We start from the raw sequence: 25,765 nt of genomic DNA, 5'->3' as shown, positions 1-25,765 counted from the left end.
GAAGGCGCCCGCCGGAACACCGGGGTAACACCATCTGACCCGCGTTGTGACGATACGCGCGTAGACCATCCTTGACCTGCCGGGAACGGGGGGTCTAACTTGCCGCGCACCAACCGCGTTTGAAGGAGCACCGCCATGCCCCTCGTCCGTCCCTCCCGCCGTACGCTGGCGCTCGCCGCGGCCGCGGCCACCCTGGGCGCCGCCTTCTACGGCGTCGGAGCCGCCACGGCGGATCCCTCGGTGCCGCGCAGCGACAAGGAGATCCCCAACCTCACGAACGTCGTCAACGACATCAAGGCCTACTACGGCGACACCGTCGTCGGCAGCGAGCACTACGCCTCCGCCGACAGCAACTACGCCCGCCAGCTCGCGGGCATCGAGGCCAAGGCGAAGGCGGACCTCACGCACGCGCTGAAGCACTCCGACGGCGACAAGCACGGCGCCAGGCCCGCGATCGTGCTGGACGTCGACGACACGAGCGTGCTCACGTACAACTACGAGCTGGAGGTCGGCTTCAACTACACGCCGGCGAGCAACCAGGCCTACCTGGACAGCAAGGACATGCCGCCGGTCTTCGGCATGGACACCCTCGCCAACTGGGCCGCGGACCAGGGCGTGACGGTCTTCTGGATCACCGGCCGCCCCGAGGCGCAGCGCGCCGACACCGTGCGGAACCTGACCGCGGTCGGCTACACCGCGGCGCCCGACACCGCGCACCTGTACCTGAAGAACGCAGCGAACCCGCCCGCCTACCTGGCGTGCGGCGCGAAGTGCACGACGATCGAGTACAAGTCCGGGACGCGGGCGCACATCGAGTCGCTGGGCTACGACATCATCGGCAACTTCGGCGACCAGTACAGCGACCTGTCCGGCGGCCACGCCGACGCGTCCTACAAGCTGCCGAACCCGATGTACTACCTGCCGTAGACCGGACGTCCGGTGCCGCGCAGCCCTCAGGCGCGGCGCGGCACCGGCACCCGCACGAGGTCCGCGGCCACCGTCAGCTCCCCTGCGAAGCCGGCGGCGCGGGCCTCGGCCGCGAAGCCGTCCGGCCCGGGGTAGCGCTGCGAGAAGTGCGTGAGCACCAGATGGCGCACGCCCGCGTCCCGCGCGACGGCCGCGGCCTGGCCCGCCGTCAGGTGGCCGTGCTCGGCGGCGAGCGCGGCGTCGGCCTCCTGGAAGGTCGACTCGATCACCAGCATGTCGCATCCCTCGGCGAGTGCGGGCACCGCGGGGCACATCCGGGTGTCCATGACGAAGGCGAAGCGCTGCCCCCGGCGCGGCTCGCTGACCTCGTCGAGTGTCACCCCGCGCAGCTCGCCGTCGCGCTGCAGGCGCCCGACGTCGGGCCCGGCGATGCCGTGCTCGGCGAGCCTGTCCGGCAGCATGCGGCGCCCGTCCGGCTCGGTGAGCCGGTAGCCGTAGGACTCGACGGGGTGCGACAGGCGGCGCGCCTCCAGCGTGAAGGCGGGCGTGACGGCGAGGACGCCGCCCTCGCCGCTGACGGGCTGCTCGCGGATGTCGCCCGCCTCGTGGTAGGCGGTGGCGTGCCGCAGCCGGTCGAAGTACGCCTGGCCGCCGGCCGGGTAGTGCGCGGTGACCGGGTGCGGGACGCGGTCCAGGCTGATGCGCTGAAGCACGCCCGCGAGGCCGAGCGAGTGGTCGCCGTGGAAGTGCGTGACGCAGATCCGCGTCAGGTCGTGCGCGGCGACCCCGGCGTGCAGCATCTGCCGCTGGCTGCCCTCGCCGGGGTCGAAGAGGATGCCCTCGCCGTCCCAGCGCAGCACGTAGCCGTTGTGGTTGCGCTGCCGCGTCGGCACCTGGCTGGCGGTGCCGAGGACGACGAGTTCGCGGGGCATCGGGTCGGCTCAGACCAGCTGCTGGAGGTCGCGCCCGCCCAGCACGTGGGCGTGCGCGTGGAAGACCGTCTGGCCCGCGCCGGAGCCGGTGTTGAAGATGATCCGGTAGCCGGTGCCGTCGACCTTCTCCTGCGCGGCGACCTCGCCCGCCTCGCGCAGCACGTCCGCGACCGCGCCCGGGTCGCCCGCGGCGAGCGCGGCGGCGTCCGGGTAGTGCACCCGCGGGATGACCAGGACGTGCGTGGGCGCCTTCGGGTCGATGTCCCGGAAGGCGATCGTGGTGGGTGTCTCGCGGACGATCGTGGCCGGGATCTCACCGGCGACGATCTTGCAGAACAGGCAGTCGGCCTGGGGCTCTCCCGCCATGGCGCGGGGCTCCCTTCTCGCAGGGCTACAGGGCTTCGCATCGTACCGGCCGTACGCGTGCCCCCGGCGCGCGTACGGCCCGTACGGGCTACAGCGGCGGAAGCTCCGGCGCGGTCTTCGCGGGGCGCTCGTCCAGGGCGCGCAGCGCCAGCTCCACGGCGGTGTCCAGCTGCGGGTCCTGGCCCGCCGCCCACTGCTGCGGCGCGCACACCACCTCGACGTCCGGGTCGACCCCGTGGTTCTCCACGTCCCAGCCGTAGCCCTCCAGCCAGAAGGCGTACTTGGGCTGCGTCACGCCCGTGCCGTCCACCAGCTGGTAGCGGTTGTCGATGCCGATGACGCCGCCCCACGTGCGGGTGCCGACGACCGGGCCGATGTTCAGCGCCCGGATGGCCGCGTTGACCACGTCGCCGTCCGAGCCGGAGAACTCGTTGGCCACCGCCACGACCGGACCGCGCGGGGCGTCCAGCGGGTAGCTCATCGGCCGGCTGCCGCGCGGCACGTCCCAGCCGATGATCCGCCGGGCCAGCTTCTCCACCACCAGCTGCGAGGTGTGGCCGCCGCGGTTCTCCCGCACGTCGACCACCAGGCCCTCGCGGGCCACCTCCACCCGCAGGTCGCGGTGCAGCTGCGCCCAGCCGTTGCCGACCATGTCCGGCACGTGCAGATAGCCCAGCCGCCCGCCGGACGCCGCGTGGACGTGCGCGCGACGGCCGGCCACCCAGTCGTGGTAGCGCAGCGGCTCCTCGTCGTCGAGCGGCACCGCCACCACGTGGCGTACGGCGCCGCCCTGCGCGGGCTGCACCGTCAGCTCCACCGGCTTGCCCGCGGTGCCCACCAGCAGCGGCCCCGGCCCGGCCACCGGGTCCACCGGGTGGCCGTCCACCGCGAGCAGCACGTCGCCCGCGCGCACCGCGACACCCGGCGCGGACAGCGGCGAGCGGGCCGCCGGGTCGGAGGACTCGCCGGGCAGCACCCGGTCCACCCGCCACAGGCCCTCGGGCGTACGGGACAGGTCGGCTCCCAGCAGTCCCTGCCGCTGGAGCGGGTCGCGGTAGCCGCCGGGCGGGGAGACGTAGGCGTGCGAGGTGCCCAGCTCGCCGTGCAGCTCCCACAGCAGGTCGACCAGGTCGTCGTGGGTCGCGACGCGGTCCAGCAGCGGGCGGTAGCGCTCGGCGACGCCGTCCCAGTCCAGGCCGCCCATGTCCGGGCGCCAGAAGTTGTCCCGGGCCAGCCGGTGCGTCTCGGCGAACATCTGCCGCCACTCGTCCTGCGGCCGCACGGTGACCCGGACGCGCGACAGGTCGACGGTGACCGCGCTGCCCGAGTCGTCGTCGGAGTCGGCCTTGCTGTCGGCGGGCACCACCCGCAGCCGCCCGCCCGCCCGCAGCAGCACCCTGGTGCCGTCGCCGGTGACCGCGAAGTCGTCGGCGTCGTCGGCGATCTCCTCCAGCCGCAGCTGCGCCAGGTCGTAGCGCTCCAGCACGGTGTCCGGCGGCTGCGCCTCCGGCGTGGCCAGACCCGAGCCGAGCACGCCGGTCAGCGGGTGCCGCAGCCACAGCACGCCGCCCTTGGCCGCGCGCAGGCCCGAGTAGCGGGCCGCCTCGACGGGGAAGGGCACGATGCGGTCGGCGAGCCCCACGGTGTCCACGGTGGTCGCCGGGACGCGCGGCCCGTCACCCTTCCCCTCGCCCTCGGCCTTGTCACGGGACTTGTCGTCCTCGCCCGCGCCGCCCGGGGCCTCGTCCTCGCCGTCGTACGGGCGGCCCTGGCGCTGCGGGCCGAAGGGCGAGGGCGTCGTGGCCGCGAGCGTGATCAGGTACGGGCGGCAGGCGTTGGTGAAGGCCAGGTCGAAGACGTGCGCGTCGTAGACCGGGTCGAAGGAGCGCTCCGACAGGAAGGCCAGGTGGCGGCCGTCCGAGGTGAAGGCGGGCGCGAAGTCGGCGAAGCGCAGCGGTGTCGCGTCGACCACCGCCAGATCCGCCGTCGAGGCCAGCTTGAGCTGCCGCAGCTCGCCCGGTCCCGGCGCGGACCACGCCAGCCACGCCGAGTCCGGCGAGAAGGCCAGGCCCGTCGCGTCCCCGGCGTCGCTCGTGGCGACCTCGCGGATCTCGCCGGTCTGCGTCTCCACCAGCAGCACCCGGCCGTCGTGCGAGGCGACGGCGATCCGGTGCCCGTCCGGCGACACCTCCATCTCCAGCACCCGGCCCAGCCGGCCCGCCGCGAGCCGCCGCGGCGCGGTCCCGGGCGGCAGGCCCAGCGCGGGCGCCAGCTCCAGCGCGTCCTCGCCCTCCGCGTCCGTCACCCACACCACGTGCTGCTCGCCGTCCGCGCCGCCCGGCGCGAAGACCCGCGGCAGCCGGGTGCGCACCCCGGGCTCGGCCGCGAGCACACGGGCCGGGCCGCCGCGGTGGGTGACCCAGTGCGTGGTGCCGCGCACCTCGACCGCGCTGCCCCGCCCGGTGTGGTCCGGCCGCGCACCGCCCAGGTAGTGGGCCGCGCGCACGGGGTGCGGCTGGAGGTCGGCGCGCTGCCCGCCGAGGGCGACGTCCAGACGGCGGGGCTCCGCGTCGTCGAGGCTGTCCAGGACGTGCAGGACGCCGCCGCTCGTCCACGCGACACGGGAGCCGTCCGTACCCGCGTGGCGGGCGTAGAAGCCCTCTCCGGGCCCTGTCCGGGAGGTGTCCCCGGCGCCGCTGTGGCGGCGCAGGTCCGTACCGTCCGGGAGGCTCGACCAGAGCGCGCCGACGCCCTCGTGGTCGGACAGGAACGCGATCCGGCCGCCCACCCACATCGGGCACTCGATGTTGCCGTCCAGTTCCGCGTGCACCCGCACGAAGCCGCCGTCACCGCGCGCGTCCAGCCACAGCTTGCCCGCGGTGCCGCCCCGGTAGCGCTTCCAGTACGCCGCCTCCCGGCCCATCGTCACGGAGAGCAGCAGCACGGCGCCGTCCGGCCCGTACGCCACGTCGCCGACCGGCCCGAAGGGCAGCAGCTCGCCCGGTCCGCCGTCCAGCGGCACCGTACGGGCCCACGTGCGGCGGCCCGACGCCTGGCCGTGGCCCGTCGTCACCACCAGCGCGCCGTCCGGCGTCCAGCCGCGCACCGCCGTGCGCGGGTCGCCCCAGTACGTCAGCCGCCGAGAGGGGCCGCCGTCCAGCGGCGCCACGTGCACCTCGGGCGCGCCGTCCCGCGTCGACGTCCACGCCACGCACGCGCCGTCCGGCGACACACGGGGGCGGCCCACGGGCATGTTGTCCGCGCTGATCCGCCAGGCGCGGCCGCCGTCCAGCGGCGCGACCCACACGTCGTCCTCCGCCGTGAAGGCGATCAGCTCACCGTGCGGGTGCGGGTGCCTCAGGTACGAAGGCTGGTGATTCGGTGTCGGCTGCGTCACCCGACCACATTAACTTCGATCAACTCCCCGCAGTATGCCGTCCGTCGCAGTTCCCGAGCCCGTCCACGGAGAAGACCCGCTCCGCGCCGACCGTCGCCGTCAGTCTGCCGCGCACGCACAGGTCGTCGAGCTGCTCGGTGACGTTGCCCGTCACGGCGATCCTGCGGTCGTCCTCGGTGCGCCCCACGCAGTCGACGCCCGCGCTGTGCGTTCTGGACCGTGCGCTGCACGAGAGCCACTGGACGTCGACGCCCCGGTGTTCGAGGGCGTGCGTCGCCAGCTGGTCCGTCGTCACGGAGACGGCACTGCTGCCGAGGCCGTCGGCGGGCTCGCACGCGGTGGCGGCTGCCGCCGCCGCGGTGAGGAGGGCGGCAACCGCCCACGTTCTCCTGGCCTTTCCCATGCGCCCTACGGTGCTGCGGCGCTGCCCGCGGGTCCATCCCCCGCGCGGCCGATTCACCCCTTACGGGGCAAGGTCCCCCCTTCGGGGGTGAGTTGCCGCGTCCGCGGGTGCCGCTCCGCGCCACCGGGTGCCCCGCGAGGTGCGTTGCGCGGACTTCCGCGCGCGGGGCCCCTGGGTGACCGCCACGTGGCATGGCGCCTGCTTCCCGGTGGGCCTGAGCGCGCCCCGGGCGAACGCTCACCCTGCGCGCGGAGGGCGACCGCCAGGGGCGCGGGGCACTGCGCGACAAGCCACCCACCGGGGGAGGATCGCGGACGTCACCGCCCGGGGCGGCCCGGCGCCCGGACCGTCAGGACCAGCGGCCGGTGCGGGTCTGGAGGAGGGAGACGGCGGCGACGCCGGCGGTGGAGGTGCGCAGCACGGTGGGGCCGAGGCGGTACGGGGAGGCGCCCGCCTCCGCGAAGGCGGCCAGCTCCTCGGGCGCCACCCCGCCCTCGGGGCCGACGACGAGGACGACCGACCCGGCGGCGGGCAGCGCCGCGGTGGCCAGCGGCAGGGAGCCCTCCTCGTGGAGGACCCCGGCGAAGTCCGCCGCACGCAGCAGCCCGCACAGCTGCCGCGTCGACGCGAGGTCCGCGACCTCGGGAAACCGCAGCCGCCTGGCCTGCTTCGCGGCCTCCCGCGCGGTCGCCCGCCACTTCGCGAGCGACTTCGCGCCCCGCTCCCCGCGCCACTGCGTGACGCAGCGCCCCGCCGCCCACGGCACGACCGCGTCCACCCCGGCCTCGGTCATCGTCTCGACGGCGAGTTCGCCGCGGTCGCCCTTGGGGAGGGCCTGGACGACGGTGATCCGGAGCACCGGCTCCTCCTCGACGCGGATCCCGTGCACCTCGACGTCGAGCTCGTCCTTGCCGCGGGCCGCCGCGACGACGCCGTACGCGCCCCGCCCCGCCCCGTCCGTCAGGACGACCTCCTCGCCCGGCTGGAGCCGCCGTACGGACACGGCGTGCCGTCCCTCGGGCCCGTCCAGGGTGACGAGCGCGGGGCCGCCGTCGAGCGCGTCCGGCCCGACCAGGAAGACCGGCGCGGTCATGCCCCCGCCCCCTGCGCGGCCCGCATCTCCTCGGCGAGCAGCTCCACGAGCCGCCCCGCGGACTCCTCCCGGGCCAGCCGGTGGCCCTGCCCCGCCCACAGCGCCATGCCCTGCGCGTCCCCCGCGGCCGCGGCCGCCCTGCGCAGCGGCGCGGTCAGATGGTGGACCTGCGGATAGCCGGGCGGCGCGTACCGCCCGTGCTCGCGGACGAAGCGGTTGACCAGCGCCCGGGCCGGGCGCCCGGAGAAGGCCCGGGTCATCTCGGTGCGGGTGAACACCGGATCCGTCAGCGCCTGCTTGTGCAGCGGGCTCGCCCCGGACTCCGGGCACACCAAAAACGCCGTGCCGAGCTGCGCCGCGTCCGCGCCCGCCGCGAGCACCGCGGCGACCTGCCCGCCGCGCATCAGCCCGCCGGCGGCGAACAGCGGCAGCGCCACCGCCTCGCGCACCTGCGGCAGCAGCGCGAGCAGGCCGTCGCCGGTGCCGTCGAGCAGCGGGTCGTCGCGATGCGTGCCCCGGTGGCCCCCGGCCTCCACGCCCTGCACGCACAGCGCGTCGGCGCCCGCGGCCTCCGCGGCCCGCGCCTCCGCCACGGTGGTGACCGTCACGACGGTGTACGTGCCCGCCTTCCGGAAGGCGTCCAGCACCCTGCGGGCCGGGCAGCCGAAGGTGAAGCTCACCACGGGGACAGGGTCCTCCAGCAGGATCGCGACCTTGGCGTCGTACGCGTCGTCGAGGCCGCCCGCCTCCGGGTCGCCCAGCGGCACCCCGTACCAGGCCTCCTCGCCCGCGAGCTGCTCGGCGTACACCGCCACGGCGGAGGGGTCCGTCGCCGGGAGCTGCGGCATGAACACGTTCACCCCGAAGGGCCGCGTGCTCTGGTCGCGGAGCTGGCGGATCTCCTCGTACATCGCCTCGGGCGTCTTGTAGCCGGCAGCCAGGAAGCCGAACCCGCCGGCCGCGGCCACCGCCGCGGCCAGGCGCGGATTCGCCGCGCCGCCCGCCATGGGGGCCTGCACGATCGGAAGTGCCGAGAATGTCGGCAGGTGTGCCGCAGCAGCCATGCGCCTACCCTAAGCGCCCCGCGGGGGCGCCCTCGCGGAGGGCGGTGGTGCCAGGGGCACGGGAAACTACGGGACCGGCCGGTGGTGACCGGCGCCCACCGGCCGGAGGCCCGGACACGACCACTAGCCGGAGGTGACCGGCCCGCCACCGCCCGGAGGCCCGGACACGACGGCGACCGCCCCTTCGGGCCGGGGACGGCCCGCGCGCCCCGGTGGGTGGTTGCCCACGCGGTCCCCGCGCCCCTGGTGGCTGCCCGGCGCGGCGGGGGCGGCGCCGTGCGCCGCGCCCTGCGGGGACGGCGCGCCGCCCCCGCAGGGGCGGCAGGTCACCGCGGCACGCGCTCAGCGGCCGTTGAACGCGTCCTTCAGCCGTGAGAAGAGGCCCTGCTGACCGGGGGCGAACTGGCCGGTGGGGCGCTCCTCGCCGCGCGCCTTGGCGAGGCGGCGGAGCAGCTCCTCCTGCTCGGCGTCGAGCTTGTTCGGGGTCACGACCTCGACGTGGACGACGAGGTCGCCGCGGCCGCCGCCGCGGAGGTGGGTGATGCCGCGCTGGTGGAGCGGGATCGACTGGCCGGACTGCGTGCCGGGCCGGATGTCGATCTCCTCCACCCCGTCCAGCGTCTCCAGCGGGCACTTCGTGCCGAGCGCCGCCGCCGTCATCGGGATGGTGACCGTGCAGTGCAGGTCGTCGCCGCGGCGCTGGAAGACCGGGTGGGCGGTCTCGCGGATCTCGACGTAGAGGTCGCCGGCGGGGCCGCCGCCGGGGCCGACCTCGCCCTCGCCCGCGAGCTGGATGCGGGTGCCGTTGTCGACGCCCGCGGGGATCTTGACGGTGAGGGTGCGCCGCGAGCGGACCCGGCCGTCGCCCGCGCACTCGGGGCAGGGGGTGGGCACGACCGTGCCGAAGCCCTGGCACTGCGGGCAGGGCCGCGAGGTCATGACCTGGCCGAGGAAGGAGCGGGTGACCTGGGACACCTCGCCCCGGCCGCGGCACATGTCGCACGTCTGCGCGGCGGTGCCGGGCGCGGCGCCCTCGCCGTTGCAGGTGCCGCAGGTGACCGCGGTGTCGACCTGGATGTCCTTGGTGGTGCCGAAGGCGGCCTCTTCGAGGTCGATCTCCAGCCGGATCATGGCGTCCTGGCCGCGCCGGACGCGCGAGCGCGGACCGCGCTGCGACGACTGGCCGAAGAACGCGTCCATGATGTCGCTGAAGTTTCCGAAACCGCCGCCGAAGCCGCCGCCCGCCCCGCCGCCGGTGGCGGACAGCGGGTCGCCCCCGAGGTCGTAGACCTGCTTCTTCTGCGGGTCGGAGAGCACCTCGTAGGCGGCGTTGATCTCCTTGAACCGCTCCTGCGTCTTGGGGTCCGGATTGACGTCAGGGTGCAGCTCCCGGGCAAGACGGCGGAAGGCCTTCTTGATCTCATCGGGACCTGCGTCGCGGCGTACGCCCAGTACGGCGTAGTAGTCCGTGGCCACTTACGACTCCGCCAGGATCTGTCCGACGTAACGTGCCACTGCGCGTACCGCTCCCATCGTTCCGGGGTAGTCCATGCGGGTCGGTCCGACCACGCCGAGTTTGGCGACTGCCTCGTCGCCGGAACCGTAGCCGACGGCCACGACCGAGGTGGAGTTGAGGCCCTCGTGAAAATTCTCATGCCCGATCCGCACGGTCATCGCGGAGTCGGTGGCCTCGCCGAGCAGTTTCAGCAGCACCATCTGCTCTTCCAGGGCTTCGAGCACGGGTCTGATCGTGAGCGGGAAGTCGTGGTTGAACCGGGTGAGGTTCGCCGCGCCGCCCAGCATGATGCGCTCTTCGGGACGCTCGACGAGGGTTTCCAGCAGGGTGGACAGCACACCGGCGACGGCGGGCCGGTCGTCGGCCTCGAAGCTTTCCGGCAGATCCTGCACCAGCGGGGGCACGTCGGCGAACCGGCGGCCGACGACCCGGCTGTTGAGCCGCGCCCGCAGGTCGGCGAGCACGGTCTCGGTGACCGGGGCCGCGCAGTCGACGAGGCGCTGCTCGACCCGGCCGGTGTCGGTGATGAGCACCAGCATCAGCCGGGCGGGCGCGAGCGCGAGCAGTTCGACGTGCCGGACCGCGGAGCGGGTCAGCGACGGGTACTGCACGACGGCGACCTGCCGGGTGAGCTGTGCCAGCAGCCGTACGGTGCGGGCCACCACGTCGTCGAGGTCGACGGCGCCTTCCAGGAAGTTCTGGATCGCGCGCCGCTCGGCGGACGAGAGCGGCTTGACGCCGGCCATCTTGTCGACGAAGAGCCGGTAGCCCTTGTCGGTGGGGATGCGGCCGGCGCTGGTGTGCGGCTGGGCGATGTACCCCTCGTCCTCCAGCACCGCCATGTCGTTGCGCACGGTGGCGGGCGAGACGCCGAGGTTGTGGCGCTCCGTGAGTGCCTTGGAACCGACCGGTTCCTCGGTGCCGACGTAGTCCTGCACGATGGCGCGCAGGACCTCGAGTCTGCGTTCGCTCAGCATCGCGCACCTCCCTGCCGGTTTCGTGCCGTGTCCGTACCCTGCCAATACCCTGGCACTCCTGCGTTTCGAGTGCCAGCTTCCCCGGAGCCAGTGTACGGCGAGGCAACAAGGACTCGGCAAGGGTGCGCGGCGCACCGTTGCGGGGAGCCGGCGGCGGGCGGCCCCGCCGCGGCGATACGGTCACCCCCGTGGAATCTGTGGACGGCACCGAGGACCCGGGCGCGGACGGTTCGGACGCTGCGGGCGGCACGTCGTGGGAGCACCTCGCTCCCGGCGTCGCCCGGCGCCGGCTGCCGCACCTCGACGTGACGATCGGCCTGGTCGTCGGCGCCGACGCGGTGCTGCTGGTGGACACCGGCTCCACGCTGCGCGAGGGCGCCGAGCTGCGCGCGCAGGTCGCCGCGCTCACCGGCCGTGACGTCACCCACGTCGTCCTCACGCACGGCCACTTCGACCACGTCCTCGGCGCCGCCGCCTTCCCCGGCGCCGAGATCTACGGTCACCGCGCGCTCGGCGGCCTCCTGCGCGCGCAGGGGGACGCGCTGTGGGCCGGCGCCGTCGCCCACGGCACCGACCCGGCGGAGGCCGCGCAGGCGGCGGCCGCGCTCGCCCCGCCGACCCGGCCGGTCGCCGGGGAGACCGTCATCGACCTGGGCGAACGCCTCGTGCGCCTCGTGCACCCCGGGACCGGGCACACCGACCACGACCTCGTCGTGGTGGTGCCCGGCGGCACCGCGAGCGACCCCACGGTCGTCTTCTGCGGCGACCTCGTCGAGGAGTCCGGCGAACCCCAGGCGGACGAGGACGCCGTCCCGGACCGCTGGCCCGGCACCCTCGACGTCCTCCTCGCCCTCGGCGGCGAGACCGGCCGCTACGTGCCCGGCCACGGCGCCGTGGTCGACGCGCGCTTCGTCCGCGCCCAGCGGGACGCGCTCGCCGAGCGGTTCGCCGCCGGAAGCTGACGCGGGCTCGTTACGATCGCCCGCATGCGCAGCAGGACGTACGACGGCGACCTGACCCCGCCGTGGAAGAAGTCGGCCCCCGCCCCCGAGGTCCCGGCCGAGCCCGATCTCGTGGTCGAGGAGGCCGCCACGGGCTTCTGCGGCGCGGTGGTGCGCTGCGAGAAGACCGCGGAGGGCCTGACGGTCACGCTGGAGGACCGCTTCGGCAAGCACCGGGTCTTCCCGATGGTGCCGGGCGGCTTCCTCATCGACGGCCGCGCCGTCACCCTGGTGCGGCCGCAGGGCGCGCCGAAACCGCGCGGGCCGCTGCTGTCCGCCTCCGGCTCGATCGCCGTCCCCGGCGCGAAGGCGCGCGTCGCGCGGGCCGGGCGCATCTACGTCGAGGGCAAGCACGACGCGGAGCTCGTCGAGCGGGTGTGGGGCCACGACCTGCGGGTCGAAGGCGTCGCGGTGGAGTTCCTGGAGGGCGTCGACGACCTCCCCTCAATCGTCGACGCCTTCGGCCCCGCGCCCGGCGCACGCCTCGGCGTCCTCGTCGACCACCTCGTGCCCGGCTCGAAGGAGTCCCGCATCGCCGCCCGGGTGTCCGGGGCGGACGTGCTCGTCGTGGGCCACCCCTTCGTCGACGTCTGGGAGGCCGTCAAGCCGTCCTCGGTCGGCATCCCGGAGTGGCCGCGGGTGCCGCGCGGCCAGGACTGGAAGAGCGGGGTCTGCGACGCGCTGGGCTGGAACATGAGCACCGGCGAGGCGTGGGCCCGCATCCTGGCGGGCGTGCGGTCCTACAAGGACCTGCGGCCCGAGCTGCTGGGGGCGGTGGAGAGGCTGATCGACTTCGTGACCGTGCCGTAGGCCGCCCGGCGGGGGCCGTGGGAGGCGCCCCGGAGCACGGCCCGCCTAGTCCGTCAGGTCCCGCACCACCGCGTCGGCCAGCAGGCGGCCCCTGAGGGTCAGGGCGGCGCGGCCGTCGGCGTAGGGGGCCGGGGCGAGGAGGCCGTCGTGGAGGGCGCGGGCGGCGGCGGCGCGGCCCGCGTCCGTGAGGATGTCCAGGGGGCAGCCCGCGGCGAGCCGGAGTTCCAGGAGGACGCGCTCGACACGGCGGTCCTCGGCCGTGAGGACCTCGCGGCCCGCGCCGGGGGTGCGGGACTCGGCGAGGGCCTGGGCGTAGGCGCCGGGGTGCTTCACGTTCCACCAGCGCACCCCGCCGACGTGGCTGTGCGCGCCGGGGCCCGCGCCCCACCAGTCCGCCCCGGTCCAGTACAGCTCGTTGTGGCGGCACCGGGCGGCGTCCGTGGTCGCCCAGTTCGAGACCTCGTACCAGGAGTAGCCCGCCGCGGCGAGCCGCTCGTCGGCGATCAGGTAGCGGTCGGCGTGCTCGTCGTCGTCGGTCATCGGCACCTCGCCGCGGCGGATGCGCGAGGCCAGCCGCGTACCGTCCTCGACGATGAGCGCGTAAGCGGAGACGTGGTCGGGGCCCGCGCCGACCGCCGCGTCCAGGGACGCGCGCCAGTCGTCGTCGGATTCGCCCGGCGTGCCGTAGATCAGGTCGAGGTTGACGTGCTCGAAGCCCGCCGCCCGCGCCTCGGCCACGCACGCCTCCGGGCGGCCCGGGGTGTGGGTGCGGTCCAGGACCTTCAGCACGTGCGGGCGGGCGGACTGCATGCCGAAGGACACCCGGGTGAAGCCGCCCTCGCGCAGCTCGGCGAGATACGCCGGGTCGACGGACTCCGGGTTCGCCTCCGTCGTGACCTCCGCGTCCGGGGCGAGCCCGAACTCCTCGCGGAGGGCGCGCAGCATGCGGACGAGGTCCGCGGCGGGCAGGAGGGTGGGCGTTCCGCCGCCCACGAAGACCGTCTCGACCGGGCGCGGGTCGTCCCCCAGCACCTTGCGGGCGAGCCGGATCTCGTCGACGAGGACGTCGGCGTAGTTCTCCCGCGAGGCGAGCGCGCCGCCGGAGCCGCGCAGCTCCGTCGCGGTGTAGGTGTTGAAGTCGCAGTACCCGCAGCGGGTGGCGCAGTACGGCACGTGCAGGTAGAAACCGAGCGGGCGCGACGCCGCGCGGGCCAGGGCCTGCGCGGGCAGGGCCCCGTCCCGGGGCACGGCTTCCCCTTCGGGCAGTACGGAAGGCATCCCCCCAGTATCCGTCACCCGGCGGGTCCCCCTCCCCGCCCGCCCGCGGGACGCCTCCCTCGGCGCCCCGCCCGCCCTCACGGCCGGTGGGGCCTTACCGCGCGGCGCCCCGCGCCCCTTCTCGCCCCGGGGCACCCCGGAGCGCGACCGCCCCCGTGGGGGCTAGGACTCGCGGGAGCCCGCGTACATCTCGTCGACGAGGGGGGCGAACTCCCGCTCGACCACGGGCCGCTTGAGCTTGAGGCTCGGCGTGAGGTCGCCGTGCTCGACGTCCAGGTCGCGGGGCAGGAGCCGGTACCGCCGGATCTGCTCCCACCGCTGGAGCCCCTCGTTGACGCTCTGGACGTAGCCGTCCATGAGCACGCGGACCTCCTCGGTGCGGACGAGGTCGGCGTACGCCCGGCCGCCGAGGCCGTTGTCCTCGGCCCAGGCGAGGATGGCGGGCTCGTCGAGGGCGATGAGCGCCGTGCAGAAGCTGCGGCCGCCGCCGAGGACGAGGACGTTGCTGACGTACGGGCACACCGCCTTGAAGCGGCCCTCGACCTCCGCGGGGGCGATGTACTTGCCGTTGGAGGACTTGATGAGGTCCTTCTTGCGGTCGGTGATCTTGAGGAAGCCGTCCGGGGAGAGCTCACCGATGTCGCCGGTGTGGAACCAGCCGTCCGGTTCCAGGACCTCCGCGGTCTTCTCGGGCAGGCCGTGGTAGCCCTGCATGATGCCGGGGCCGCGGAGCAGGATCTCGCCGTCCTCCTCGGCGATGCGCACCTCCAGGCCCGGGAGGGCCTTCCCGACGGTGCCGGTGCGGTAGTTCTCGCCGGGGTTGACGAAGCTCGCGGCACTGGACTCGGTGAGGCCGTAGCCCTCCAGGATGTGGATGCCGGCGCCCGCGAAGAAGTAGCCGATCTCGGGGGCGAGCGCGGCGGAGCCGGACACGCAGGCGCGCAGCCGGCCGCCGAAGGCCTCGCGGAGCTTGCCGTAGACGAGCTTGTCGGCGAGCGCGTGCTGCGCGCGCAGGCCGAGCGGCGCGGTGGGGACGCCGGTGAGCCGCATGCTGTTCTGGGTGGCCTTGGCGTAGTCGCGGGCGACGCCGGCGGCCCACTGGAAGATCCGGTACTTGGCCGCGCCGCCCGCGCGGGCCTTGGCCGCGACACCGTTGTAGACCTTCTCGAAGATGCGCGGCACCGCGGCCATGTAGGTGGGCTGGACGACCGGCAGGTTCTCGATGATCTTGTCGACCCGGCCGTCGACGGCGGTGATGTGCCCCACCGCGATCTGCCCGGCGGTGAGCACCTTGCCGAAGACGTGCGCGAGCGGCAGCCACAGGTACTGCACGTCCTCGGGTTCGAGGAGGCCGACGGCCTGGATGGCGCGCGCCATGTAGGACCAGCAGTCGTGCGGCAGCCGTACGCCCTTGGGGCGCCCGGTGGTGCCGGAGGTGTAGATGAGGGTGGCGAGCTGGTCCTTCGTGAGCGCGGCCACCGCGTCGGTGACGGCCGCGGGGTGCTCGGCCAGGTAGGCGTCGCCGCGCTTCTCCAGCTCGGCGAGGGAGAGGACCCAGCCGTCACCGGAGTCGTCGAGCGCGTCGGCGCCGTCCTCGGGGTCGATGACGACGACGTGCGCCAGCTCGGGCAGCTCCGCGCGGCACTCGTACGCCTTGGCCAGCTGCGCGGCGTTCTCGGCGATGAGGACGCGGCTGCCGGAGTCGGCGAGGATGAACGCGGTCTCCTCGGCGTTGGTGCTGGGGTAGACCGTCGTGGTGGCCGCGCCCGCGCACAGCACGCCGAGGTCGGCGAGGATCCACTCGACCGAGGTGTTGGCGGCGATCGCGACCCGCTCCTCGGGGCGCACCCCGAGGTCCATCAGCCCGGCCGCGATCGCGTGCACCCGGCGGGCGGCGTCCGCCCAGGTGAGGGACTTCCAGCCGTCCGGCCCCTCGCCGCTCTCCGGCGGCACGGGGTAGCGGTACGCCTCGGCGTCCGGGGTGTCCGCGACCCGCTCCAGGAAGAGCGCCGCCACGGAGGGCGGCCGGTTCTCTAGCAACGTCTGTGTGTCGGTCACCGTCATCCTCCGGGCACGAGCGCGTTCTTAACTCACCAGTAACCTATCCGTCGGATCAGAGTAGAGGCCCGGCGCCCGGCGCGTAAGGGGGAAAGCCCAGCGCATCGGGGCCGGGACCTCGGGACGGAGTCGCTTCCCGGTCTGCTTCCTGGACTACTTCCTGGACTTGGAGTCCCCGCCGTCCGAGTCCGTGGAGAGCACCGCGATGAAGGCCTCCTGCGGCACCTCGACGCTGCCGACCATCTTCATCCGCTTCTTGCCCTCCTTCTGCTTCTCCAGCAGCTTGCGCTTGCGCGAGATGTCACCGCCGTAGCACTTGGCGAGCACGTCCTTGCGGATCGCGCGCACCGTCTCGCGGGCGATGACCCGGGCGCCGATCGCGGCCTGGATCGGCACCTCGAAGTTCTGCCGCGGGATCAGCTCGCGCAGCTTGGCGACCAGCCGCACACCGTACGCGTACGCCTTCTCCTTGTGGGTGATCGCCGAGAAGGCGTCCACCTTGTCGCCGTGCAGCAGGATGTCGACCTTGACCAGGTCGGCGCTCTGCTCGCCCGTGGGCTCGTAGTCCAGCGAGGCGTAGCCGCGGGTCTTCGACTTCAGGTTGTCGAAGAAGTCGAAGACGATCTCGGCGAGCGGCAGGGTGTAGCGGATCTCGACCCGGTCCTCGGAGAGGTAGTCCATGCCGAGCAGGCTGCCGCGCCGGGTCTGGCACAGCTCCATGATCGCGCCGATGAACTCGGTCGGGGCGAGCACCGTGGCCCGCACGACGGGCTCGAAGACCTCCGCGATCTTGCCCTCGGGGAATTCGCTCGGATTCGTGACGACGTGCTCCTGGCCGTCCTCCATCAGCACCCGGTAGACGACGTTCGGCGCGGTCGCGATCAGGTCGAGGCCGAACTCGCGCTCCAGCCGCTCGCGGATCACGTCCAGGTGCAGCAGGCCGAGGAAGCCGACGCGGAAGCCGAAGCCGAGGGCCGCGGACGTCTCGGGCTCGTAGACCAGGGCGGCGTCGTTGAGCTGGAGCTTGTCGAGGGCCTCGCGCAGCTCGGGGTAGTCCGAGCCGTCCAGCGGGTAGAGGCCGGAGAAGACCATCGGCTTGGGGTCCTTGTAGCCCCCGAGCGCCTCGGTGGCCCCGGCGTTCTGGGTGGTGATGGTGTCACCGACCTTGGACTGCCGGACGTCCTTCACACCGGTGATGAGGTAGCCGACCTCGCCGACGCCCAGGCCGTCGGCCGGCAGCATCTCCGGCGAGTTGGTGCCGATCTCCAGCAGCTCGTGGGTGGCGCCGGTGGACATCATCCGGATCCGCTCGCGCCTGGTGAGCTGCCCGTCGATGACCCGGACGTAGGTGACCACGCCGCGGTAGGAGTCGTAGACGGAGTCGAAGATCATCGCACGGGCGGGCGCGCCGGCCACGCCCACCGGCGGGGGCACGTCCCGCACCACCCGGTCCAGCAGCGCGTCCACCCCGACACCCGTCTTCGCCGAGACCCGCAGCACGTCGCCGGGGTCGCAGCCGACCAGGTTGGCCAGCTCCTCGGCGAACTTCTCCGGCTGGGCCGCGGGCAGGTCGATCTTGTTCAGCACCGGGATGATGGCGAGGTCGTTCTCCATCGCCAGGTAGAGGTTGGCGAGCGTCTGCGCCTCGATGCCCTGTGCCGCGTCGACCAGCAGGATCGTCCCCTCGCAGGCGGCCAGCGAGCGCGACACCTCGTAGGTGAAGTCGACGTGGCCGGGGGTGTCGATCATGTTCAGGATGTGGGTGCCCGGGGTGCCGTCGGTGGGCTGCCAGGGCAGCCGGACGGCCTGCGACTTGATCGTGATGCCGCGCTCGCGCTCGATGTCCATCCGGTCGAGGTACTGCGCGCGCATCTGCCGCGCGTCGACGACCCCGGTGAGCTGGAGCATACGGTCGGCGAGCGTTGACTTGCCGTGGTCGATGTGCGCGATGATGCAGAAGTTGCGGATCAGCGCCGGGTCGGTACGGCTCGGCTCCGGCACGTCGGCCGGCACGGATGAAGGGGTCGCGGGCACGCAGGGTCCATTTTCTCGCGAGGCGCGGCACCCGGCGTGGGTCGGGGCGGCCTGGCTGGCTGGTCGGATCGATACGCAGCCTCCATACTCCCATGGCCGGCGGCCCCCGGACGGTTTGGGAGCCCGCTGGTGCTGCTGGTAATCTGAGCCGCTGTGTCTCGTGCTCGCGTGCCCATCGCTCGCGGGTGACGCTGAAGACCGAGAAGAATCCGAACCTGAGAAGGCTCTTTCGTGGCGAACATCAAGTCCCAGATCAAGCGCAACAAGACCAACGAGAAGGCGCGCCAGCGCAACAAGGCGGTCAAGTCCGAGCTGAAGACGGCCATCCGCCGTACCCGTGAGGCCGTCGCCGCCGGCGACAGCGCGAAGGCCCAGGAGGCCGCCCGCACCGCCTCCAAGAAGCTGGACAAGGCCGTCAGCAAGGGCGTCATCCACAAGAACCAGGCCGCCAACAAGAAGTCGGCCATCGCGCAGTCGGTCTCCGCGCTCCAGGGCTGATCACCCCCGGCCGACGGCACGGCGGGCAACCGGAAGAAGCGGCCCCTCTACCGCCCGGACCCGCACCACCTCGGCCCGCGCCGCACGCGGACGTTCGCCACGTGCCTGCGGCGCTCGCGCACACTGCCCCTGCTGCCCGTCCGGGTCCCCCGGACGGGCAGCACGCATATGTGCGGAAACGCCATGTACGGTTGTCCGAGGGTGTCGATATCCTCACCCTATGTCGACGCCGCCGCAGCCTGGGCAGCCGGGCCCCCAGCCGTACCAGAACCCGCAGATACCGGGCCAGCCCCCGGCGCAGCCGCCGACCGGCGGCGGTTACGGCGCGCCCGTGCCCGCCCAGCACAACCCCTACGCCCAGACCTCCCCCGGCTTCGGGCCGCCGCAGCCCGGCTACTACGGGGCACCGCCGGCGCCCGGCGTCCCCGGGGCACCGCCGGTACCGGGCGGCGCGGGGCGGAGCGCGGCGGGGAAGGCCGTGCTGTGGGCGGTCGTCGGTGCCGCCGTGGCCTCCGCACTGTGGGCCGGCGGGGTCTTCGTGCTCGGCGGGGACGGCTCCTCGGCGCCCAGCCTGCACGGCTACAAGCCGGTCAAGGACCTGTGCGCGACCGCGGATCTCAGCGCCTTCGACGAGAAGTACCCGAAGGGCGACGACGATCCGACCAAGTACGTCAGCGACCGCCCCGCCCTGGTGCAGATGTACTGCAGCAAGGGGCTGGAGCAGGAGGACTCCACGGCCTCCACCGGCTACGTCTCGGTCGAGGCGGACCTGCACCGCAAGGCCGACCCGGCCCCGGAGTTCGAGGACCACTGGCGCAGCTTCGGCGACCACGGCTCGGATCCGGACAGCAACTACAAGGTCACGGCGGTGGACGGCTTCGGCGACGAGGCGTATCTGATCACCCAGGACACCGTGCCCAAGAGCTCGGGCTCCGACAGCAGCGACTCCGGTGACCGCACGGTGGTGCTCGCGGTACGCGACGGCGGACTGACCATGACGCTGTCCTGGGACATCTACTCGGTGGAGGCCGACGACGACGAGCCCTCGCTCGACCAGGGCACGGAGTGGGTCAAGGCGGCGGCCAGGGCGACGATGGCCAACCTCAAGAAGTGACCGTCCCCCCGGTGCCGGCCGCGCTCAGCCCCGGGCGCGGGCGGCGCGGGCGATCGTGACGACGGCCTTCTCCAGCGCGTACGCCGGGTCGGCGCCGCCGCCCTTGACCGCGGCGTCCGCCTCGGCGACCGCGCGCAGCGCCACCGAGACGGCGTCCGCGCTCCAGCCGCGCATCTGCTGACGGACGCGGTCGATCTTCCACGGCGGCATGCCCAGGTCACGGGCGAGCTGCCCCGGATTCGCGCCGCGCGGCGCGGAGGCGAGCTTGCCGATCGCGCGCACCCCGGAGGCGAGCGCGAAGGTGATGCCGGGTGCGGGCTGGCCCACGGCGAGCGCCCAGCGCAGCCGCTCCAGCGCCTCCGCGGCCCGCCCGGTCACGGCGAGATCGGCCACCTCGAAGCCGGTGGCCTCGGCGCGGCCGGTGTAGTAGCGGCGCACCACCGGCTCGTCGATCGTGCCGTCGGTGTCGGCGACGAGCTGGGCGCAGGCGCTCGCCAGCTCCCGCAGGTCGCTGCCCAGCGCGTCGACCAGCGCCTGCGCCGCCTCGGGGGTGGCCGCCCGGCCCAGCGTGCGGAACTCGGTGCGGACGAAGGCCAGCCGGTCGGCGGGCTTGGTCATCTTCGGGCACGCCACCTCGCGCGCGCCCGCCTTGCGTGCCGCGTCCAGCAGCGCCTTGCCCTTGGCGCCGCCGGCGTGCAGCAGCACCAGGGTGATCTCCTCGGCGGGCGCGGACAGATACGCCTTGAGCTCCTTGACCGTGTCGGCGGACAGGTCCTGGGCGTTGCGGACGGTGATGACCTTGCGCTCGGCGAAGAGCGACGGACTGGTCAGCTCGGCCAGGGTGCCGGGCTGGAGCGCCTCGGGCGCCAGATCCCGCACGTCGGTGTCGGGGTCGGCCCCGCGCGCCGCCGCCACGACCTCGCGCACGGCGCGGTCGAGCAGCAGCTCCTCCTGTCCCACGGCGAGCGTGAGGGGGGCGAGCAGGTCGTCGGAAGCGGTCTTCTTGGCCATCGCGGACCAGCATCGCACGCCCGGCCGACAGCCCGGTCCGCCGGCGGCCCGTCCGGTCGGCGGACCGTGCCCGGCGGCCCCGGCCCGGCCGCCGGCATGGGGGTCCGGCGGCGGGGCCGGGAGGTGCGGGACCCGTCGCCGCGTCCTGGCGCCGGGTCCCGCGGTCGGGGTGTCGTGCGGGGGTCAGCTCGTGGAGCAGGAGACCGTGGGCCAGGTGGTGGAGCCGTTCTTCTGGACGGTCACGCCCCAGTTGTTGCCGCTGCCGTTGGGCTTGGCCACGAGCGTCTGGGCGTTGGGGTAGCTGGCGGAGATGTTCCAGGTCGCCATGATCTTCTCGGGCGACGGGACGTTCATGGTGACCGTCCAGTTGCTGGAGCCGGTGACCGCGACGTTGAGGTTGTAGCGGTCGCTCCACGAGGCTCCCGCGGAGAGCGTCGCGGTGCAGCCGCCGCCCGTGCCGCCGGTCGTCGTGCCGCCGGTCGTCGTGCCGCCCGTCGTGGTGCCACCGGTCGTCGTACCGCCGGTCGTCGTACCGCCGGTCGTGCTGCCGCCGCCGTCGGGGGCGACCGCGCGGCCGGTCTGCGGCGAGATCATGCCGGCGCACAGGCCGCGGCTGGCCAGGCCCTGCGCGATGCGCGGGATGGCGGCCAGGGTGTTGGCGGGCCACTCGTGCATGAGGATGATCTGGCCGTTGGTCAGCCGGGCGTTGGCGGCCACGATGGAGTCGGTGCTGGCGCCGTTCCAGTCCTGCGAGTCGACGTCCCAGATGATCTCCGTCAGGCCGTACTTGGCCTCGACCGACTTCAGGGTGGAGTTGGTCTCGCCGTACGGGGGCCGGAAGAGCTTCGGCGTCCCGCCGCCGGCGGCCGCGATCTTCTGCTGGGTCTGGCCGATCTCGGAGTCGATCTGCGCCTGGCTCTCCTGGATCAGGTGCGGGTGGGTGTAGCTGTGGTTGCCGACCCACATGCCCGCGGCCACCTCGGCCGCGACCTGCGAGGGGTAGGAGGCGGCGTACTGACCCTCGTTGAACATCGTCGCGCGCAGGCCGTTCTGCTTGAGCGCGTTGAGGATCGCCGGGGTGTGGTCGTTGGAGGGGCCGTCGTCGAAGGTCAGGCCGACGTAGCCGTTGCACGTCGCCGCCTGCGACGGGGTGGAGTTCACGGTCGAGGCGACGACACCGGTCGCGGCGAGCGCGGCCACCGCGAGGCCGGCGATCAGGGTACGGGGGGTGGAGCGAGGAGTGTCGTTCATGGGGGGATCTCCTCTGCGAGGCGGGCGGCCCCTGCGGGCCGCCCGCCGTCGGGCACGTTGGGGTGGGAGCGTCAGTTGGCCTGGCAGGAGAAGGACGGCCACGTGGTGGAGCCGTTCTTCTGGATCGTCAGGCCCCAGTTGTTACCGCTGCCGTTGGACTTGGCCACGAGCGTCTGGGCGGTGGGGTAGCTGGCCGAGACGTTCCAGGTCGCCATGACCTTCTCGGGCGACGGGATGTTGGCCGTCACGGTCCAGTTGCTGGCGCCGCTCACCGAGACGTTGAGGTTGTAGCGGTCCGACCAGTTCTCGGCGGCGCTGACGTTGGCGGTGCAGCTGCCACCCGTGCCGCCCGTGGTGCCGCCGGTCGTCCCGCCGGTCGTCCCGCCGGTGGTGCCACCGCTCGTCCCACCGCTGCTGGAGCCGACGGTGATGTTGGAGCTGCCGGAGGAGTGGTAGCCCTCGGTGGCCAGGATCTCGTAGTTCGGGGTGCCGAGGTTCAGGCCCGCCTGGGACCACGCGTTGAAGATGTTGGACACGGTGATGGTGCCGCCGGTCCGCTTCGCCTGGCGCACGGCCCAGTACTGGTAGAACGTCGCGGTGCCCTGGATGGAGGGCTGGTTGACGCGCTGCGTCCGGTACAGGTCGTACGTGCTGCCGTCACTGTTGACCGAGCCCAGCCGGGTGGCACCGGTGCTGGGGTTGTAGTTGCCGTAGTTCTCGACGATGTAGTACTCGATGAGCGGGTTCGTGGTCCAGCCGTACAGCGACAGGTAGCAGTTGCCGCTGCAGTTCCACGAGCCGGAGTACGTCACGGGGTTCGTGTTGCCGGGGTTCCAGCCCTTGCCGGCGACGAAGTTCTCGACGTTGTTCCACTGGGTGCTGTACTGGCCGCCGGAGCCCATCGTCATCGAGGCCTGGCCGCTGTTCTGGCTCCAGAACGAGTAGAAGTACCCGTTGTTGTTGCCGGTGCTGTTGGTGTTCACGGTGGTGTCGGCACTGGCGGTGCCCGGCATGGCGAGGGCCGCGACACCGATGAGCGCGGTCGTCACGATCCCGCTGAACAGCAGCCGCAGCCGGCCGGTTCGACGCGCTCGGGTGGTGGGGGGACGGTTCACAGGTGTCCTCCTGGAGGAATGCCCGGGTGTGCGGGCAGCGCGACATGACCCCGTGGCAGGGGTGCGTCACTTGTGGGGGATGGCTCGGACACCCCGCTCGGCGGCTCGTGCGGAGGGCCCGGAATGCCCGGTCCGCGGTGCGGTCCGGGTGACGGGTGGTGCGGTCTCAACGGCGAACAGTGTTGATCCGCCCCCGTCAACTGTCAACAGTTTCGGCGAAGTTTGCGAAACCTTCGACTCGTGCGGGAGAGCGTGGCACAGTGTTGTGCCTGGCCACAGCGCACCGAAGGGGTATCAGCAGCGAGAACACCCGGAGCTGGCGTGGATATGTCGGATGAGACGGAGCTGTCGGCTCCGAAATTTTCGTAAAAGTTCCGGATGCTCGATCGCCGCACGCCGGCGGTGCGGGTCAGGCCGCGCGGACCGGCCCCGGGGCGCGGGTCATGAAGACGTCCACCGGGTCCTCGGACTCCACGGTGAAGCCGTGCCGCTCGTAGAGCCGGCGGGCGGGGCTGCCCTGGAGCACGTTCAGGCGCACGGTCTGCCCGCGTGCGTCCGCCTCCGCCAGAACCGCCCGCAGCACGCCCGAGCCGAGTCCGCGGCCCTGGTGGCGCGGAGCGAGGTAGAAGTGCTCCAGCCACTGCCCCCCGTCCCCGTGGGGGCGCAGCGTGATCGAGCCGGCGAATTCGCCGCCGACGACGATGATCGCGGTGCGCACCGGCGAGAACGAGTCGCGCAGCCGCTGCCGCACCCGGTGCTCGTCGTAGCGGCCCAGGCGCTCCAGGTCCGGGCGCATGACCACCGCGCGCAGGTCCGCGAGCGGCTCCAGATCCGCCTGGGTGGACGGGCGCAGGTGCCAGGACGGCGGGTCGGCGGGGAGGCGGGAGGCGGCGGCGCTCATGCCGGGATTATGCCATCGCACCCGCGCTGACCTGCGGCGGGGCCACTCGGGAGCCGGTCACGCGGCCTGCACCGGCGGCTCGGCCCGCGCGGGCTGCGGCAGCTCGCGCAACCGCGGTATCGGCGACGGCAGCAGCCACAGCGCACCCAGCACGGCCGCCGTCGCCACGCCCCACAGCGCCGGGCGCAGCCCGATCGCCGAGCCGAGCAGGCCGCCGCCGAGCGCGCCGAGCGGGCGGACCCCGTAGTTGACCATGCGGAAGGCACCGGACACCCGTGAGCGCAGGGCGTCGGGGATGACGGCGGCCTTGAGTGTGTCCGCGGCGATGTCGAGCAGCATCACTCCGGCTCCGGCCGCGAACTCCGCGACGAAGAGAACGGCCGGCACCAGTGGCGCCGGGCCGCCGGCCATGGGCACGAGCACCAGCGGGGCGGGGAAGGCGACCGCTCCGAGCGTGAAGGCCGGGCCGATGCCGATCGCCCGCACGATCCGCCCGCTGACCACCGCGCCGAGCAGGCTGCCGAAGGCGCCCGCGCCGAGGACCAGGCCCAGCGTCCCCGCGCTCATGCCGAGGCCGTCGACGGCGTAGAGGACGACGAGCGTGCTGAAGGCGAAGTTGAAGAGGTTGATCGTCGCGACGCAGGAGAGCATCGGGCGCAGCAGCGCGGAGCGGCCGACGAAGCGCAGCCCCTCGCCGAGCCCGCCGGGGCCGCGTGGCACGGCGGGCGGCTCCTCGGGAGCTATCCGGGCGAGCTGCCAGGCGGAGAAGGCGTAGGAGGCCGCGTCCACGAGCAGCGCGAGCGGGGCGGCGACCAGCTGGACGAGCAGGCCGCCCGCGCTGGGCCCGGCCATGAAGGAGAAGGCCCGGCTGCCGCTGGCCAGCGAGCTGCCGGTGACGTAGCTCTCGCGGCCGACGAGGGACACGAAGAGGGCGGCGTTGCAGACGTCGAAGCCGACCGCGAGGGTGCCGACGGCGAAGACGACGACGCAGAGCTGGGTGAAGGTCAGCACACCGAGGGCGAAGGCGAGCGGGACGGACGCCATGAGCGCGGCGCGGCCGAGGTCGGCGGCGACCATCGTCCGCCGGCGCCGCCCGCGGCGGTCCGCCCACAGGCCGCCGTGCAGCGAGAACAGCAGGGCGGGCAGCAGCCCGGCGAAGCGCAGCCAGCCCACACCGGTGGGACCGGTGTGCAGCACCAGGACGGCGGTCAGCGGCACCGCGAGGTAGGTGACCTCGTCGCCGAACAGCGACACCGTCTGGCCGGTCCAGTAACGCCGGAACTGCCGCTCGTGCAGCAGCGCGGGCGCCCGGGCCGCGAGCGCGCGGACGGCCGTCGCGGTGCTCACGGCTCCTCCTGCTGCTCCGGCGCGGGCCCGGGCGCGGCTTCTGCGGGCGGGGCCGGCTGCCCCGGGGCGACGTAGCCGGTGTGCAGGTACGTCACGCGGCGGGCGGTCGGCGGACGGTCCTTGGGGTCCTGGTCGCGCCGCGCGTACTCCGCGATCACCTCGTCGATGCGCCCGCCCAGCTCCGACAGTTCCTCGGGGGTGAGGTAGAGGGTCACGTCGGAGTACGTCTCGGCCCGCTGCCACTGCGCCGGCAGGGTGTGCCGCAGCTCGCGGGCCCGCATCAGCCGGTTGAACTGCACCTCGGCCACGGCCGTGCTCAGCGCGCCGGCGGCGTCCGCGACCGCCGGGTCGGCGGACCAGGCCGGCCAGTCGGTGTACGAGGCGGTGGCCCGCCAGGGCTTCTCCCGCCCCGGCGCCCCCGGCTCGGCCTCCTCGACCAGACCGTACTTCGCCAGTATCCGCAGGTGGTACGAGCAGCTGGCGACGGACTCGCCCGTCAGCTCGGCCGCCCGCGTCGCCGTGAAAGGCCCCTCCGTGCGCAGCAGGCCGACCAGCGCCATCCGTGTGGGATGCGCGTACGCGCGCAGGGCGCGCGGGTCTCCGAGGTGGATCTGGTGGTCGAGCGGCTTCTCCGGCACGGTCCTCACGATAGCTTTCTCAAGACTTCTTTAG

At 73.7% G+C, this 25,765-nt stretch carries 22 protein-coding genes; 5 read left to right on the top strand and 17 right to left on the bottom strand.

The window, feature by feature from the left end:
- The first annotated feature begins 135 nt into the window (after positions 1-135).
- Positions 136-927 carry an HAD family acid phosphatase gene (locus ACH4SE_RS10815; RefSeq protein WP_398542980.1) on the top strand — a complete coding sequence of 264 codons (792 nt, stop codon included), beginning with the start codon at positions 136-138 and terminating at the stop codon, positions 925-927.
- Positions 928-953: 26 nt separating this feature from the next.
- On the opposite strand, the gene ACH4SE_RS10810 is transcribed toward ACH4SE_RS10815, so the two are convergent.
- The 8 genes from ACH4SE_RS10810 to hrcA all read right to left on the bottom strand — a co-directional run bounded on the left by ACH4SE_RS10810 (position 954) and on the right by hrcA (position 10,675).
- Positions 954-1,859 carry a ribonuclease Z gene (locus tag ACH4SE_RS10810; RefSeq protein ID WP_398542979.1) on the bottom strand — a complete coding sequence of 302 codons (906 nt, stop codon included), beginning with the start codon at positions 1,857-1,859 and terminating at the stop codon, positions 954-956.
- Between the two features lie 9 nt (positions 1,860-1,868).
- Positions 1,869-2,225, bottom strand: a complete 357-nt coding sequence (locus tag ACH4SE_RS10805; protein WP_398542978.1) for a histidine triad nucleotide-binding protein — start codon at positions 2,223-2,225, stop codon at positions 1,869-1,871.
- Between the two features lie 88 nt (positions 2,226-2,313).
- The gene (locus ACH4SE_RS10800; protein WP_398542977.1) at positions 2,314-5,622 is read right to left on the bottom strand and encodes a S41 family peptidase; all 3,309 of its coding nucleotides are present in this window, start codon (positions 5,620-5,622) and stop codon (positions 2,314-2,316) included.
- A 19-nt stretch (positions 5,623-5,641) separates the two neighbouring features.
- Positions 5,642-6,025 (bottom strand): hypothetical protein, encoded by a 384-nt coding sequence (locus ACH4SE_RS10795; RefSeq protein WP_398542976.1) that lies wholly within the window; start codon positions 6,023-6,025, stop codon positions 5,642-5,644.
- A 349-nt stretch (positions 6,026-6,374) separates the two neighbouring features.
- The gene (locus ACH4SE_RS10790; RefSeq protein WP_398542975.1) at positions 6,375-7,118 is read right to left on the bottom strand and encodes a 16S rRNA (uracil(1498)-N(3))-methyltransferase; all 744 of its coding nucleotides are present in this window, start codon (positions 7,116-7,118) and stop codon (positions 6,375-6,377) included.
- Positions 7,115-8,182, bottom strand: a complete 1,068-nt coding sequence (locus ACH4SE_RS10785) for a nitronate monooxygenase (RefSeq protein ID WP_398542974.1) — start codon at positions 8,180-8,182, stop codon at positions 7,115-7,117. The genes ACH4SE_RS10790 and ACH4SE_RS10785 overlap by 4 nt, the downstream gene beginning before the upstream one ends.
- 342 nt (positions 8,183-8,524) lie before the next feature.
- The gene (gene dnaJ, locus ACH4SE_RS10780; protein ID WP_398542973.1) at positions 8,525-9,658 is read right to left on the bottom strand and encodes a molecular chaperone DnaJ; all 1,134 of its coding nucleotides are present in this window, start codon (positions 9,656-9,658) and stop codon (positions 8,525-8,527) included.
- A complete protein-coding gene (hrcA, locus tag ACH4SE_RS10775) occupies positions 9,659-10,675 on the bottom strand; it encodes a heat-inducible transcriptional repressor HrcA (protein ID WP_398542972.1) in 1,017 nt (338 codons plus the stop codon).
- A gap of 197 nt (positions 10,676-10,872) precedes the next feature.
- On the opposite strand from hrcA, the gene ACH4SE_RS10770 reads away from it, so the two are divergent.
- Entirely contained in the window at positions 10,873-11,637 is a 765-nt protein-coding gene (locus ACH4SE_RS10770; RefSeq protein WP_398543199.1) for an MBL fold metallo-hydrolase, read from the top strand.
- 24 nt (positions 11,638-11,661) lie between these two features.
- Positions 11,662-12,486, top strand: coding sequence for a DUF3097 domain-containing protein (locus tag ACH4SE_RS10765; RefSeq protein ID WP_398542971.1), 825 nt, complete (start codon positions 11,662-11,664; stop codon positions 12,484-12,486).
- A gap of 45 nt (positions 12,487-12,531) precedes the next feature.
- On the opposite strand, the gene hemW is transcribed toward ACH4SE_RS10765, so the two are convergent.
- From hemW to lepA, 3 genes are all read right to left on the bottom strand, one after another.
- The gene (gene hemW / locus ACH4SE_RS10760; protein ID WP_398542970.1) at positions 12,532-13,764 is read right to left on the bottom strand and encodes a radical SAM family heme chaperone HemW; all 1,233 of its coding nucleotides are present in this window, start codon (positions 13,762-13,764) and stop codon (positions 12,532-12,534) included.
- A gap of 162 nt (positions 13,765-13,926) precedes the next feature.
- Positions 13,927-15,822, bottom strand: a complete 1,896-nt coding sequence (locus ACH4SE_RS10755; protein WP_398542969.1) for an AMP-dependent synthetase/ligase — start codon at positions 15,820-15,822, stop codon at positions 13,927-13,929.
- Between the two features lie 153 nt (positions 15,823-15,975).
- On the bottom strand, positions 15,976-17,856 hold the full coding sequence (lepA, locus tag ACH4SE_RS10750; RefSeq protein ID WP_398542968.1) for a translation elongation factor 4: 1,881 nt from the start codon (positions 17,854-17,856) through the stop codon (positions 15,976-15,978).
- 231 nt (positions 17,857-18,087) lie between these two features.
- Between lepA and rpsT the strand changes: the two genes are divergently transcribed.
- Both rpsT and ACH4SE_RS10740 read left to right on the top strand, forming a co-directional pair.
- Positions 18,088-18,354 carry a 30S ribosomal protein S20 gene (gene rpsT / locus ACH4SE_RS10745; RefSeq protein WP_398542967.1) on the top strand — a complete coding sequence of 89 codons (267 nt, stop codon included), beginning with the start codon at positions 18,088-18,090 and terminating at the stop codon, positions 18,352-18,354.
- Positions 18,355-18,574: 220 nt separating this feature from the next.
- Positions 18,575-19,468: a hypothetical protein gene (locus tag ACH4SE_RS10740; RefSeq protein WP_398542966.1), complete on the top strand. Its 894-nt coding sequence runs from the start codon at positions 18,575-18,577 to the stop codon at positions 19,466-19,468.
- Positions 19,469-19,492: 24 nt separating this feature from the next.
- Here ACH4SE_RS10740 and holA read toward each other — a convergent pair whose 3' ends face one another.
- The 6 genes from holA to ACH4SE_RS10710 form a co-directional block, all read right to left on the bottom strand.
- Positions 19,493-20,479 (bottom strand): DNA polymerase III subunit delta, encoded by a 987-nt coding sequence (gene holA / locus ACH4SE_RS10735; RefSeq protein ID WP_398542965.1) that lies wholly within the window; start codon positions 20,477-20,479, stop codon positions 19,493-19,495.
- A 183-nt stretch (positions 20,480-20,662) separates the two neighbouring features.
- The gene (locus ACH4SE_RS10730) at positions 20,663-21,730 is read right to left on the bottom strand and encodes a polysaccharide deacetylase family protein (protein WP_398542964.1); all 1,068 of its coding nucleotides are present in this window, start codon (positions 21,728-21,730) and stop codon (positions 20,663-20,665) included.
- A gap of 71 nt (positions 21,731-21,801) precedes the next feature.
- Positions 21,802-22,845 carry a glycoside hydrolase family 11 protein gene (locus tag ACH4SE_RS10725; RefSeq protein WP_398542963.1) on the bottom strand — a complete coding sequence of 348 codons (1,044 nt, stop codon included), beginning with the start codon at positions 22,843-22,845 and terminating at the stop codon, positions 21,802-21,804.
- 409 nt (positions 22,846-23,254) lie between these two features.
- On the bottom strand, positions 23,255-23,746 hold the full coding sequence (locus tag ACH4SE_RS10720; protein ID WP_398542962.1) for a GNAT family N-acetyltransferase: 492 nt from the start codon (positions 23,744-23,746) through the stop codon (positions 23,255-23,257).
- A 57-nt stretch (positions 23,747-23,803) separates the two neighbouring features.
- Entirely contained in the window at positions 23,804-25,093 is a 1,290-nt protein-coding gene (locus tag ACH4SE_RS10715; protein ID WP_398542961.1) for an MFS transporter, read from the bottom strand.
- Positions 25,090-25,731: a winged helix-turn-helix domain-containing protein gene (locus ACH4SE_RS10710; RefSeq protein ID WP_398542960.1), complete on the bottom strand. Its 642-nt coding sequence runs from the start codon at positions 25,729-25,731 to the stop codon at positions 25,090-25,092. Before ACH4SE_RS10710 ends, ACH4SE_RS10715 begins: the two co-directional genes overlap by 4 nt.
- Positions 25,732-25,765: the final 34 nt, after the last annotated feature.

The sequence above is a fragment of the Streptomyces sp. NPDC020983 genome (assembly GCF_044333485.1).
Classification (GTDB): domain Bacteria; phylum Actinomycetota; class Actinomycetes; order Streptomycetales; family Streptomycetaceae; genus Actinacidiphila.
This window is presented reverse-complemented; position numbering and strand designations above follow the sequence as displayed.